The sequence below is a fragment of the Pseudarthrobacter sp. NS4 genome (assembly GCF_024758005.1).
Classification (GTDB): Bacteria; Actinomycetota; Actinomycetes; order Actinomycetales; family Micrococcaceae; genus Arthrobacter.
Genome location: NZ_CP103288.1, coordinates 2,352,994 through 2,366,002 on the forward strand (window position 1 = coordinate 2,352,994; position 13,009 = coordinate 2,366,002).

14 protein-coding genes and 1 riboswitch are annotated in these 13,009 nt (G+C 65.2%); of the genes, 5 read left to right on the forward strand and 9 right to left on the reverse strand.

Annotated features, from left to right (window positions below; genetic code table 11):
• Positions 1-2 precede the first annotated feature (2 nt).
• Both NXY83_RS11075 and NXY83_RS11080 read right to left on the reverse strand, forming a co-directional pair.
• Entirely contained in the window at positions 3-530 is a 528-nt protein-coding gene (locus NXY83_RS11075; RefSeq protein WP_258802294.1) for a DNA alkylation repair protein, read from the reverse strand.
• The gene (locus tag NXY83_RS11080; protein WP_258802295.1) at positions 527-883 is read right to left on the reverse strand and encodes a TraR/DksA family transcriptional regulator; all 357 of its coding nucleotides are present in this window, start codon (positions 881-883) and stop codon (positions 527-529) included. Before NXY83_RS11080 ends, NXY83_RS11075 begins: the two co-directional genes overlap by 4 nt.
• A 32-nt stretch (positions 884-915) precedes the next feature.
• Here NXY83_RS11080 and NXY83_RS11085 point away from each other — a divergent pair, with 32 nt between their 5' ends.
• A complete protein-coding gene (locus NXY83_RS11085) occupies positions 916-1,923 on the forward strand; it encodes a hypothetical protein (protein WP_258802296.1) in 1,008 nt (335 codons plus the stop codon).
• Between the two features lie 164 nt (positions 1,924-2,087).
• A riboswitch (cyclic di-AMP (ydaO/yuaA leader) is annotated at positions 2,088-2,276 on the forward strand.
• Between the two features lie 3 nt (positions 2,277-2,279).
• Positions 2,280-3,152, forward strand: coding sequence for a C40 family peptidase (locus NXY83_RS11090; protein ID WP_258802297.1), 873 nt, complete (start codon positions 2,280-2,282; stop codon positions 3,150-3,152).
• 119 nt (positions 3,153-3,271) lie between these two features.
• Here NXY83_RS11090 and NXY83_RS11095 read toward each other — a convergent pair whose 3' ends face one another.
• The 6 genes from NXY83_RS11095 to NXY83_RS11120 form a co-directional block, all read right to left on the reverse strand.
• Positions 3,272-4,747 carry a protein adenylyltransferase SelO gene (locus NXY83_RS11095; protein ID WP_258802298.1) on the reverse strand — a complete coding sequence of 492 codons (1,476 nt, stop codon included), beginning with the start codon at positions 4,745-4,747 and terminating at the stop codon, positions 3,272-3,274.
• Positions 4,744-6,186, reverse strand: a complete 1,443-nt coding sequence (locus NXY83_RS11100) for an APC family permease (protein WP_258802299.1) — start codon at positions 6,184-6,186, stop codon at positions 4,744-4,746. The genes NXY83_RS11095 and NXY83_RS11100 overlap by 4 nt, the downstream gene beginning before the upstream one ends.
• A gap of 55 nt (positions 6,187-6,241) precedes the next feature.
• A complete protein-coding gene (locus tag NXY83_RS11105; RefSeq protein WP_258802300.1) occupies positions 6,242-7,207 on the reverse strand; it encodes a ribonuclease Z in 966 nt (321 codons plus the stop codon).
• 68 nt (positions 7,208-7,275) lie between these two features.
• Positions 7,276-7,458 (reverse strand): hypothetical protein, encoded by a 183-nt coding sequence (locus NXY83_RS11110; RefSeq protein ID WP_258802301.1) that lies wholly within the window; start codon positions 7,456-7,458, stop codon positions 7,276-7,278.
• A gap of 100 nt (positions 7,459-7,558) precedes the next feature.
• Positions 7,559-7,984 (reverse strand): hypothetical protein, encoded by a 426-nt coding sequence (locus NXY83_RS11115; RefSeq protein ID WP_258802302.1) that lies wholly within the window; start codon positions 7,982-7,984, stop codon positions 7,559-7,561.
• Between the two features lie 87 nt (positions 7,985-8,071).
• Positions 8,072-9,049, reverse strand: coding sequence for a dienelactone hydrolase family protein (locus NXY83_RS11120; RefSeq protein ID WP_258802303.1), 978 nt, complete (start codon positions 9,047-9,049; stop codon positions 8,072-8,074).
• Between the two features lie 191 nt (positions 9,050-9,240).
• Here NXY83_RS11120 and NXY83_RS11125 point away from each other — a divergent pair, with 191 nt between their 5' ends.
• Complete coding sequence (locus NXY83_RS11125) at positions 9,241-10,113, forward strand: HNH endonuclease (RefSeq protein ID WP_258802304.1); 873 nt, start codon at positions 9,241-9,243, stop codon at positions 10,111-10,113.
• A gap of 52 nt (positions 10,114-10,165) precedes the next feature.
• Here the strand turns inward: NXY83_RS11125 and NXY83_RS11130 are convergent, their stop codons facing one another.
• Positions 10,166-10,993 carry a nuclease-related domain-containing protein gene (locus tag NXY83_RS11130; RefSeq protein ID WP_258802305.1) on the reverse strand — a complete coding sequence of 276 codons (828 nt, stop codon included), beginning with the start codon at positions 10,991-10,993 and terminating at the stop codon, positions 10,166-10,168.
• Between the two features lie 251 nt (positions 10,994-11,244).
• Here NXY83_RS11130 and NXY83_RS11135 point away from each other — a divergent pair, with 251 nt between their 5' ends.
• Both NXY83_RS11135 and NXY83_RS11140 read left to right on the forward strand, forming a co-directional pair.
• Entirely contained in the window at positions 11,245-11,760 is a 516-nt protein-coding gene (locus NXY83_RS11135; protein ID WP_258802306.1) for a DUF2087 domain-containing protein, read from the forward strand.
• A gap of 209 nt (positions 11,761-11,969) precedes the next feature.
• The gene (locus tag NXY83_RS11140) at positions 11,970-12,992 is read left to right on the forward strand and encodes a LacI family DNA-binding transcriptional regulator (protein ID WP_258802307.1); all 1,023 of its coding nucleotides are present in this window, start codon (positions 11,970-11,972) and stop codon (positions 12,990-12,992) included.
• The last annotated feature ends 17 nt before the right edge of the window (positions 12,993-13,009 follow it).

The window sequence follows — 13,009 nt, forward strand, 5'->3', positions numbered from 1 at the left end:
GCTCAGGGTAACGAGTGCCCGGCCGCTTCCGCTGCAAGAGCCAGCCGGTTGTCCGGATCCTGCCTCCACCTGGCCAGGACCGCATCCGCCCGCTGCCGGTCCCGTCCTGACAGCCCGGCGAGCAGCGGCACCACCACGTCCGCCGCCAGGGGTTGGGCCAGCTCCGGGGTCAGCGCCGAGCGGAGGAAGCCTTCGATCCGCGTCAGGTCCGAATGCCGCAGCAGGCCAACCTTCGACTGGAGCAGCACCACGGCCGCGAGCCGCCGCTCGAATACGGGCTTGGCGCCCGGCTTTGGCTGGCCCCAGAGGGCGGAGGCGAGCAGGACCACGCCGTCATGGTCCAGGTCCTTGAACTTCCGGAGCGCATCGCGGACGGTTCCCCGGACCGCGCCCACCGAGGAGCCATAGGAGGCAAGGACCCCGCCCAGCCGGCTGCCGACGTCGTCCGCCCGGTACCAGGCGCCTTCGTTCTGCAGCGTACGGTCAATGAATTCGGCTGCCACGGCGACCATATCCGGGCTGCCGGTCAATGCCGGCCTGCTGAAGCGTGGTTGATGCAAAACGGTGTCCAGGGCCTGGCCTCCAAACGGCCCTCGGCGATGGGCTCGCCGCAAACGGCGCAGGTACCGTAGGTCCCGGCGGCAATCCGGGCAAGGGCCGCTTCCACCTGGTCCAGGCCGGCTGTGCTCTGCTGCAGCAGCGCCGAAGCCTGTGAAAGTTCGAAGGCGATCGTGGAGCCCTCCGGATCATGCTCGTCGTCCACATTCGAGTCCTGGCGGGCCGCATTGGCTGAGGCGATGTCCGCGCGCAGGGCCGGTAGCAGGGCCACCTTCCGTTTCCGCTCCTCTTCGAGCAGGATCCGGAACCGTTCGATATCAGGCATGTGAAAAGCCTAGCGCGCCCTAGACTTGCTGCATGGGCCGGAAGGGTGCACCAGCAGGAAGCACTGTTTTCCGTCCGCCTCTCCGCCGGTTGCGGTTCCTTGCAGCAGCGGCAGCCCTGGCGGCGGTGCCGGCAACGTCAGCGTGTACAGCCTCCCCTGCGCCACCGGACCCAGGCGTGGCAGCCCCTTCCGGACCGGCAGCCGTGTCAGAGGCGGCAGCAACGCCAAGGCCGGAAGAGGGGCCGGTAACTGTCGAGGTTAACCAGTCGCGGGACCAGTACGGAAAGCCGGAGATCCAGCTGCAGTTCACCAATTCGTCAGGCAATCCGGTGACGGTGAGCATGGCAGAGCTTGCATCTCCCCTGTTTCAGGGGGCAATCCGCTGGGAGCCTGCCGGAGGCGGCATCGAACTGCCGCCCCGCCAGCCCAAGAGCCTGCCGGCAGCGCTTCCGGAACCCAGGTGCGGCGGCCCGGTGGGCTCCCCACCCGGGGAGGAGGCCACCGCTACCCTGCTCCTTGCGGCGCCCGGCCACTCCCAAGCCAGGCCAGTGACCGTCAACGCAGGGGACCCTTTCGGCGTGCTCCAACGCAACAACACCGAACTCTGCCTCACGGCAGCGGCGGCCGCCGTGGCAGACATCGCCCTGCGCACCCAACTTGAGGTGGCGCAGGACTCCCGCACCGCCGTCGTCCGGCTTGTGGTAACACCCCGGCCAGCAGCGGACGGGAACAGGCCAGGTGAGGCAGCGGACTCCCTGACCATCAGGAGCGTGGACGGCACTCCCCTCCTGGCCGAGGTGCCCGGGGATCCGTGGCCCACGAACATCACCGTCAAGCCGGGCGATGGGTCAGCTCAATGGCCGCTCCGCATCCGCCCGGCACGGTGCGATCCGCATGCCATTGCGGAGGACAAGGTGGGAACCTTGCTGCCTCTCCACATCGTCGTCGGCCCCTTGGACGGCCGGGTGAAGATCGCCGCCGATCCCTTGTTGCGTGCGGAACTTTATGACTTTGTTACGTCCGCCTGCGCCGCGGGGTAAGAGGCCGTATCAGCCGAGGTCAGCGGCGTATGGTCACGGACTATCAAGACGATTGCTTTATCCGATAGAAGGACCTCGCATGTTATCCAAATGTGACAATAGGCGTCCGGGCGGGATAAGGTCTTCACGTGTCCCTCCCAAGCGGGACATTCCCCTCAGCATGCCGAGCCCTGCCGCTGAACCGGGATTCAATCGTTTCCAGTTGGCAGGGACGGGGGAACCAAGTTTCCGCGGCTTCACTGAAGTCTTGGGGTTAAGTCGATAGCGCCTCCTTTCGTTATGGGGTTGCTTTCGGCCGGGTATCTCCAACCCGAACCCGACAGCTCACCCCGCAGGCATGGGAGAGGCGATCAACCGTGTCAAAAAATTCCACCACCGCCCGTCACCGTGCGACTCCGGCCCGCTCAATCGTGCTTCAGGGACTGGCTGTTTCGGCCAAGTCCCAGGCCCGGACGATCGGCCGCCCGGCCCTCGCAGTTGCCGCCGCATCCGGCATTGCGTTCGGCGTCGGAGCTCCGGCCCACGCTGGCGTGACCGGCCCGGACACCAACGAGACCACTAACGTCCAGGCACACTCGGCACCCGCCGCAGCAGTTGCAGCCCCCGCAGCAGCAGCCAACGTCCACACCGTCGTTTCCGGTGACACCCTGGGCGCCATCTCGGCAGCTCACGGCGTCAGCCTGAACGACGTCCTGGCCGCCAACGGACTGGGTGTCTCCACGATCATCTACCCGGGCGACCAGATCAGCATCCCGGGCGCCGGATACGCTGCACCCGCAGCCGCCCCGGCCGCAGCTGCTCCGGCTCCCGTCCAGGCCGCAGCCGCTCCTGCGAACACCGGAATGAACATCTCATACGCCTCCACCGCAGCTGCCCCGGCCCCGGCCCCTGCCCCGGCTCCCGCTCCCGCAGCAACCGGCACGGGCACCGGCGCCGCCATCCTGGCGAACGCCTATGGCCAGCTCGGCGTCAGCCAGGACTGCACCGCAATGGTGGAGAAGGCTCTCCGCAACGTGGGCAAGTCCGTTGGAGACCTGGCCCCGGGCCAGTTCTACCAGTACGGCTCCGTGGTGGGCACCCCGGCCCCCGGTGACCTGGTAATCACCGCCGGCCACGTGGGCGTCTACGCCGGCGACGGCCAGGTAGTCAGCGGTGGCGTTGACGGATTCAAGACCGAGGTTCACTCCATCAGCTGGCTCGGTGGCGCTTCCTTCGTCCGCGTAGCGTAGGCACCGCTCGCACAGCAAAGCAACGCAGACATAAGGGCGGCAGCCGGGTAGTCCCGGCTGCCGCCCTTATTGGTTCCCGGCCTGCTGCGCCTGCAACCTCCTGCTCGCAGGCCTGCCGGCTAGGTGCCGCAGAACGTCATGTAGGTTCCGAAATCTTCCGGTGCGCCTTCCGCATACCGTTCGAGTCCGGGACGCTCGCTGTAAGGAGCGCTGACGGCTTCAAGCAGCCGGGTCACCGGGTCCAGGTCGCCCCCTGTGGCGGCCGCGAGTGCTTCCTCCACCAGGTGGTTGCGCGGGATGTACACCGGGTTGACCCTGTCCATCAGGTCCGGATCCGGGTTCGTTGCCAGCCAGCGCCCGGCCCAGGCATCGAATGCTGCGAGGTCCAGCACCATGCCGCGGGCGGGCCGGACGTTTCCACGGGCGGCGCCGCCGAGGTTCCGGAAAAACTGCGTGTAGTCAACGGGTCCGTCCTTCAGCAGCGCAATGACGCCGTCCACCAGTTCCGATGTGGTTTCGTCCTCCGGGCTTCCGGCCGGGCTTTCCGGCAGGCCCAGCTTGGTTTTCATTCCGCTGAACCATGCATTGCTGTATTGCTTCCGGAATTCCCCCAGTGCTTCCACTGCCGGGGCAACGGCCTGCTCCTGGTCCTCGTGGATGAGCGGCAGCATCGCTTCAGCAAGGCGGGCAAGGTTCCACTCGGCCACTACCGGCTGGTTGGCGTAGGCATACCGTCCGCCCACGTCAATGGAGCTGTAGACGGCGGCTGGATTAAAGGCGTCCATAAAGGCGCACGGGCCGTAGTCGATGGTTTCGCCGGAGATGGTCACATTGTCCGTGTTCATCACACCGTGAACAAAGCCCACCAGCATCCACTGCGCCACCAGCGAGGCCTGGGCGGACACCACCGAACTGAACAGCGCCAGGTACGGATTCTCAGCTTCTGCCGCAGCAGGGTGGTGCCGGGCGATGGCGTGATCCGCCAGCCGGCGCAGAAGGTCGATGTTGTCCGTTGCCCGCGCATATTGGAAACTGCCCACGCGCAAGTGGCTGCTGGCAACGCGGGCCAGGACGGCGCCGGGCAGCATCTCGTCCCGGCGCACGGGCCGCCCTGTGGCCACCACCGCCAGGGACCGCGTGGTGGGAATGCCCAGCGCGTGCATCGCCTCGCTCACCACGTATTCCCGGAGCATCGGCCCGACGACGGCACGTCCGTCTCCTGCCCGTGCGAAGGGTGTGCGCCCCGAGCCCTTGAGGTGGACGTCCCGCAGCCGGCCGTTGGCGTCAGCAATCTCGCCCAGAAGAAGGGCCCGTCCATCCCCGAGCAGGGGCGAGTAGCCTCCGAACTGGTGGCCGGCATAGGCCTGGGCTACGGGCGTGGCCCCCTCCGGGACATGGTTGCCCAGGAGGAGCCGAATACCCTCTGGGCTCCGCAGGTAGCCCGGGTCGAGTCCCAGCTCATGTGCGAGCGCTTCATTGAAGACCAGGAGCTTCGGTTCGGGAGCTTCCTCGGCCTGCCAGGGAACTGCCATTTCCGCCAGTTCCCTCGCGAAACGGCCGTCAAATGTAACCGTTGATTCTGCAGCGGCAGTCATGGATTAACCCTATCGTTGTCGTTGGTTCTGCGGTTGATCAGCCAGGTAATAAGCCACAGGATTACCCCGATCGCCATCAGTCCGCCGGCGATCTGGTATTGAATCACGTTGCGGCCCACCCACGGTCCGGCAAGGAACGCGCAGAGCAGGGCCGCGACGAGCGGAAGCTGCCCGGGCGAGGTGAAGAACACCTTCCGGTTCGGGTCCCGCTTCCGCCGCAGCACCACGCAGGCCACGTTGACCACAGTGAAGACGCACAGCAGCAGGAAAGCCGTGGTGCCGGAAAGGTTGGCCACAATGTTACTTTCGGGATCGCTGGTCACGTACAGGATGAGTCCCAGCGCGAGGATGGTCGAGAAAGCGATGCCGGCCCACGGCGTACGCCGCACGGGCAGCACCTTTCCCAGGGGCCGCGGCAGGACATGCTGCCTGGCCATCCCGTATATCAGGCGGCTTGCCATCAGCATGTTGATGAGGGCTGTGTTGGCGACGGCGAAGACGGCCAGGAACGGGAAGACCCGGTCGATTGGGAAATCGGGTGAGCCCTTGTGGACGACTTCCAGGAGTGCGGCGCCTTCGGCTTCCCTGATGTTTTCGAGCTCCACGGGTGTCAGCACGCTCACCACGGACACCGCCACCAGCATGTAGAGGAGCACGGCAATGCCGAGTCCGGTGAGCATGGTCCGCGGGAAGATCTTTTCAGGGTTTTGGGTTTCCTCCACCATGTTCACCGAGTCTTCGAAACCCACCATGGCAAAGAAGGCGATGGAGGTGGCGGCGGTGACGGCGAGGAACAGGCCCTTGTCCTGGTAGTCGTTGAAGACGAAGATCTCACCAGGATTGCCTGTCCCCTGGGCCATAACAAAGAAGCCGACGCCGATCACGATGCAGAGTGCGATCATCTCCACCAGTGTGAGCACTACATTGAATTTGACGCTCTCCCCAACTCCGCGCAGGTTGATGGCTGCCAGAAGGAGCATGAACCCGAGGGCCACGGCGGTTATCGCGCCCCTCCCCGGGTCACCCATCACACCGTTGATCTCCAGTCCGCCGAAGAAGTTCTGGGCGAGGACGTTGGCGGAGGTCGAGGCGCTGGTGATTCCGGAGCAAACGACGGCGAACGCCACAAGGAAGGTCACGAAGTGGATGCCGAACGCTTTGTGCGTATAGAGGGCAGCGCCGGCGGCCTGTGGGTACTGGGTGACCAGCTCGAGGTAGGAGAAGGCGGTCAGTGTGGCCACCACGAAAGCCAGCAGGAACGGCAACCAGACAATCCCGCCCACTGTGCCGGCCATGGTGCCGGTCACCGCGTAAACGCCGGCGCCCAGGATGTCCCCCACGATGAAGAGCAGGAGGAGTTTGGGACCCAAGACCCGCCTAAGCGCCGGTTCCTTGTCTTCGGGAGTAACGTCAAACACTTCTTCGGAAGTTGCGCTCAATGTCGGCCTCCACAGCAGATTGGGTGGCTGGGCTCCGAGGCGGATGCCATGTATTTCACTCTGATCCTCCTGTCCGGGCTTTGGCAATGTTTCCGGCCTGGTCCTCCAGTCCGGCAGGGACCCCGGCCACCGGCAACCGCCGGCGTTGCGGAAAGGCAACACGTTGAAGATCGTGGGCAGCAATCACTGTTGCCTTTCCGGCCCGCGCGCCTGCCTGCTCCGCGAGGAGCCTGACGTCGTCGCCGTAGCGGGAGGAGAAGTGCGTGAGTACCAGCGTGCCGGCGCCGCCCCTGGCGGCCAATTCCCCTGCCTGCCCGGCCGTGAGGTGCCGGTATTCGTGTGCCAGGCCGGCGTCGTCGTCGCTCAAGGTCGACTCGGCAACCAGGAGGTCCACGCCGTCGGCCAGTTCTTCCGCCCCCGGGCAGGGGGCTGTGTCCATGACGAAAGCGAAACACTGCCCGGGCCGGGCGGCGCTGACATCGTGCAGGCCGACGCCGGCGAGGGCGCCTTCGCGCTGCAGGCGGCCGACGTCGGGGCCCTGTATGCCCGCAGCCGCAAGCCGTTCAGGGAGAAGGGTCCGGCCATCGGGTTCGTTGAGCCGGTAACCGTAGGTTTCGATGCGGTGCTTCAGCGGCCGGACCTCGAGTCCTTCCGCCACAGGACCGGGTGCGCCATGAGGGTGAAGCCTCAGATCGATGCCGGGCGAACTGATGGATACCAGGGCCTGGACCACGCCCTCCCCCGAGACCGGGTAGTGAAGGTGAACCGGGTACGTGACGCCGTCGAGGGCCATGCGGGACAGCACGCCGGGGAGCCCGAAACAATGGTCGCCGTGGACGTGGGTCAGACAGATTCTGGTCACCTGGGTTGCAGATACGCCGGCATGGATCATCTGGCGCTGGGTGCCCTCTCCAGGGTCGAAGAGCAGGCCTTCACCGTCCCATCGCAGCAGGTACCCGTTGTGGTTCCTGGTGCGGGTGGGAACCTGCGATGCAGTTCCGAGGATAACGAGTTCACGCATGGCTTTGTTGAAAACCAAAAAGCAGGTACCGGAAGGATCCGGGACCTGCTTTAAAGTCTTCTTCTTAGTTAGCGCCGCTTAAGCATTCCCATAATGCGGCCGGCGATGCCGCCCTGCCTGCCTCCCATCGCACCCGTGGTGTGCGGCGTGCGGCCGGTTGTGCCCATGCCCGGCCGGCGTGCTGTTCCCGCGGTCCCGGTCCTCCCTGAGAATCGTCCAGCGGCGTTCCTGATCATGCTTCCCAAGTTCATGTGAAACTCCTTCAGTCTTGATCTGCCAACCGATATTCATCAGTCTGCTTAGTATTTTAGCCCACTTTGGGCCTGTGGCTAGGTGGTTCCGCTGCGGGTTTTAGCGCTCCAGGTCATCAGGGTCGAATTCACTGAGCGGAGAACCGCCGAAGTTTTCCGAGTCATCGCTGCCTTCAGCCTCCGGGCCGGCCGGATTTTCACCAAAGTCAACGTCTGCAACAGCCTCGCCGAGGGTGGGCGTGGTCGCCGGAAGCTCGCCACCTGCCCCGTCGGTCGTCGCCTTCATGTCGTCGCGCAGGGTCTGGTCGCTGAGGAAATCCTCCTCTTCCCCGGAGACTTCCTCTTGAAGCAGTGGGTCCTCCTGCCAGCGGTCCGGATTGTTTTCTGCGGCCCCCGGATAGCTGTCAGGCTCACCGGAAACCGGGTCAAGCTCAAGGGATGAAGCGGCGCCGGGAGTCTCATCGAGAAGCACGTCGTTTTCCTCGACTACTTCCAGCTCGTCGTCGGGGAGGTTCTGTTCAGTCATGGTGATGCCTTCCTCGTGATCGGCTTGTCCAACAATAGTAAGCATACTGATGACTGGTTGGGGGTGAAAACCTGCCCCGCGTGGGACTCAGAGGTGCTGCCCGAACCAGGCCAGTGTGTCATTCCACGCTGCCGTGGCTTGTGCCTCGTTGTAGCGCTCGCCGGTGTCGTTGTGGAAGGCATGGTCAATGCCGGGATAGACCGTGAGCTGATGCGTCACCGAGGTTCCGGCCAGTGCGTCGCGAAGTCCCTGCATGGCACCGGTGATGCGCTGGTCCAGCTCCGCATAGACGCCGAAGACCGCCGCCCTGATGGCGGGTACTTTGCTGAGGTCCGGGGCAGGCCCGTAAAACGCGGCCGTAGCTTTGAGCCCACTCAGTTCCGTTGCGGCTTGCCAGGTAATGCCGCCGCCGAAGCAGTAGCCGTTCATACCTATGCGGGCCGGGTCGACAAAATCCTGTGCTGCCAGGTAGTCGAAGGCGGCAGCAAAGTCCCCCACGTGGCGTGGTGCGCCGGCATTGGTCAGCGCACCCGGCACGGCGTCGGGGTCCATTCCCGCCGTTCCGCCTTCCCTGCTGAGCAGGTCAAGTGCCAGTGCGCTGTAGCCTGCCTTCGCGAAACGCCGGGCCACGTCCAGGATGTGAGGCGTAAGCCCGCGGTTCTCATGGCAGATCATCACGGCCGGGCCGGCCGCTGCTCCATCAGGCCGGGCAAGGTAGCCACTGATGTCCGTGCCGCCCGTGGGGAAGGTGACAGTCGACGTCGTCAGCCCCGGAGTACCCTCCGGTACGGACAGGGGGCTCTTGGCTCCCGGGTCGGCACCGGCGGCCGCGGTGCCGTTACCCGCCGTCGGCGATGAAGGAGTGGGTGTGGGCATCGGGTCTGTGCTGCGCGGAACTTCCTCGGGCGTACAGCCCACCAGCAGCATGGCAGCGGAGGCGGCGGCCATGCTCCCGGTGATGAACGCGACGCGGCGGGTGAAGGTCCGGTGGGTCATCTCGCCGGCGCGGTAATCGTCGAAGAATTCCTCGATTAAATACTCTTCGAACTTTCCCAACCGGACCATGGCGACCTCCTGAAGTAGATCATCATCGTTTCCTAAATTCGGACCGACAACAAGGGTCGGCAAAGCCGAAGCTGACAGCTGGCGGAATGCTTCCGTAACCGTTCTGGCAGTGGAACCAATCCGCCGTCAGTGCCGTTGCTGAGAAATGCCTTCCGGAAGCGCTAGTCTCAGGAATGCAGGGGAGGAAAGCCGTGGCAGCAGTAATTCTGGGTTGGAATGCGGACCGGTGGGACCGCTGGAACTACCGTGCCGTCGTCGAGCAGGTCCTCGAATCCGGTAGGTTTCCAGACCGCTGGGATGTCGGTCCGAACTGGAGTATCCAGCCGGAAACGGAAGCCTGGCTGCTGTTCCAGGGCACCAGCGAGGCGGGTACCGGCCTGATTGGCCACGGCGTTGTGCTCTCCGAAACCCTCGAGGCCGAACATCTTCCGGACGCGGGGAGCGGCGGACGGTACGCCGCCGTCGTCTTCGACGCTCTGCTGCCCCTTGGCGAGCAGATACGGTCGGACGTGCTGATTGAAGCAGTCCCCGGCATACCTTGGGTCGATGCACTCCACCGCCCGGTGGTGTCCGTCCCGCCGTCCGCGGAGCCGGGACTCCGCCAGCTGTGGCGGGACCTGGGGCCCGCGGCCATCGAGCCTACCGAACTCGTCCCCGGAACCTACCCGCTGAACGCGATCAGCAGCATTGTGGTCAACCGCTACGAGCGGGACCCCGACGCGCGGCGTGTCTGCCTGGCATTCCACGGAACGCAATGCGCCGCCTGCGGATTCTCCTTCGAGGCCTCATACGGCGACATCGGGGAAGGTTTCATCCACATCCACCACACTGTGCCGGCGTCCCTGCTGGCCAGTGGGTACGAACTCGATCCCGTCGCCGACCTCGTGCCGTTGTGCGCCAATTGCCACGCCATGGCGCATCGTGGGGTCAGCACGGCGCGTACTGTCACCGAACTGCGGAACATCATCTCCGGCGCCGGCCACCTTCGGGGTGAAATGGTCAGCGAGCAAGCGCTGGAGGCCCAGGAAAACGCCCGGCGCATCATCGAAGGCCACCACGACTGAACAGCTGGCCAGAAGCCACAGCACCTGCAAAGCCACGGCGCAGGACTGAGGCCTAACGCCCTGCCAGCCCCTGGAGGATTGCCGCCCCCAACTGGGCCCCGTTGGCAAGCACCACAAACCCGGCCGCCGGGATGCCAAGCGCCCAAGCCGCCCGCCGCCGTCGCGCCTGCACCACGAGCAGCCGGAGCGCATGGAAGCTCTGTTGGAGCGCGAGCGGGTCGCCCAGTGGTACGGGCCGGCGATGCCAGGTTCCAGGGTGGACAGCCGCGGCGGCAATCTGCGCCACTTCCCGGGGACCCAGTTCGCGCGGACAGCGGCTGAGCCAGCGCAGCAGCTGCGTGTCGCTGACCACGGCAGCGTTCTCCGGCCGGGCCTTGATGGTCAGGCTTTTCGGTTCCACAACCACGACGACGCCGGTCACCTCCACGGCGGCGCCCACCGCAACGCTGAGCAGCTTGGCCGCGCGCGCCGCTTCGTGCGCCGCGTTGTAGTTGTAGAGGTGCCGCGTCTTCCTTCCCGCCACCATGAGTGTCCGGCCCGCCACCCACACGGACTGGCCGGAGTGGTTCTTTGTGTTGAGCGTAAAGACGCCGGGCGGGCCGATGAGCACATGGTCGATGTCTGCAGAACCGGCACCGACGGGAACGGCATGCAGAACGAGCCACTCGGGTCCCAGCCTTTCGAGGATCCCGCCGACAGCCATCTCACCGAGGGCGCCCTTGTACCAGGACAGGCTCTCTGAACTGAGCGGGTTGGCACCGAAGATTCGCTGAAGTGTTGTCCGGGGCCTCACCCGGCTTTGGACCGCCAGCAATTCCTCAATCACTGCCTGTGCGGGAACACGGTCACCCAATTGCGCTGGGGCCGGACCGGTGGTCATAGCGTGTGCTTCAGGAAGTGGCTCATGAGACCTGAGCCTAGGGACATTCGGACTGGTGAGGCGAGGTCCCGGGCAGCCGGCGCTCCATTCTTTCCCGAATCCTTGGGTGACGGTGGGGGAAGCTTGCACTTTCCCCCGGGCCGGATGCTGATCGCGTGCCGCCGAGTCTGTCCAGCACCGGGGATCCGGACTACGATTTTCCACCACACGGTGACCAATACGGCGGGGAGACGGGGAGTGAGGAAAACGCTGTGACCGAAGGCAGGAGACTAAGCGGGCCGCACTGGCGGCGGGTCATGGCAGCCCTCGCCAACAACGACGCCCGGACCGCGTACGCACAGATAGTTCTCGGCACCGATCCAGGGGATGTACTGGCGGATTTCAACGAGCAGCGGAAGAATCGGGCCATCGCTACGCTGCTGGATTCCGGGCTGGTGGAACCGAATGCTTCCGGTGGCCTGGAGGCGCCTGCGTCGATTTTCCGCGACCTTCTCAGTCAGCAATCCCGTCAGCCGCAGACAGGGCTGGACCGCTTCATGCGCCTGGGCAGGATCGAAAGGTATCCAGCCAATGTGGCGGAGCGGCGGGAGCTTCTGGCATGGATCGCCGGGGAGGCTATAAAGCCAGGTGAACAGCTGACGGAACGGCAGGTGAACGAACGGCTCCTCAGCTATACCGACGACGTTGTGCTGCTGCGCCGTTACATGGTGGACTTCGGGCTCCTGGAACGGACGCCCTCGGGCTCTTCCTACTCCCGGCAGGAATAAGAGGCTGGGGACCAGACCCGGCTCGACTTCCAAATCGCGCCGCTTGGCCGCCCGGGCTGATTCTTCGCCAGAAACTACGGGCTGCCGGTGCTGTTTGTTTGGATAACCAGCATCTGAAGAAGTAGGAGCCCCTCGCCCTTGACGTCTACAAAACGTTTTGCATATAGTGATGCACAACATACAAAACGTTTTGCAAAGGAACGAAGTCGATGGCGACCAAGGTAAACATCCGGGACGTGGCAAAGGCCGCAGGCGTCTCTGTGACCACTGTGTCGCATGCCCTGAGCGAAACCCACAGCTCCCGGGTCAACGCCCGGACCGTGGAGCACATCAAAACCGTGGCCGGCGACCTCGGCTACGCACCGAACCGCCTGGCAAGCGGCCTGCGGAACCAGCGCTCGCAGATCCTCGGCCTTGTCAGTGACGAGATCACCACCACCCCTTTCGCCGGGGCCATGATCCAGGGCGCACAGGACGCCGCTTCCGAGCACGGCCACCTGCTGATGGTGGTGAACTCGGGCCTCGACAACGAACTTGAGCGTCAGGAGATCCGGGCCCTGCAACAGCACCAGGTGGACGGCATTATCTACGCCCGCATGTTTCACCAGGAGGTGTCCGTCCCATCTGGGCTGAGCGCAGCTCCCACCGTGGTCCTCGACGCCACGCCGGACAATCCCGAACTGTCCTCGGTGGTGCCGGACGAGTTCGGCGCCGGCGAGTCCGCCGCCGAGCTCCTGGTAGCGGCCGGGCACCGCCACATCGCCATGATCAACAACGAGGACGATATTCCCGCCGCCCACGGACGGCTCGCAGGCTTCCGCGCCGCCCTGGTCCGCCACGGCATGCAGTTGCCACCGGATTGCCTGGTGGCCGCACATCCCAGCACGGCGGGCGGCCGGGAAGCCGCCCTGCACCTGCTGTCCCGGGATGAATTGCCTACCGCACTGTTCTGCTTCAACGACCAAATGGCCATGGGCGCCTACCAGGCAGCCGGCCACCTTGGCCTGAAAGTTCCGGCCGATGTTTCGATTGTGGGCGTCGACAACCTCGAACTCATCGCCGACGGCCTCTGGCCGGGCCTGTCCACCATGGCACTCCCCCACTACGAGATGGGCCGGTGGGCTGTGCTGAAACTCCTCGACGAGCTCGAGAACCCCGGAGCCCCCCGCTCGCACGAAAAAATCCCCTGCCCGCTCGTGGAGCGGGAATCTGTCGGTCCGCCCAGGGGCTGACAGGCAGGACCCGCCGG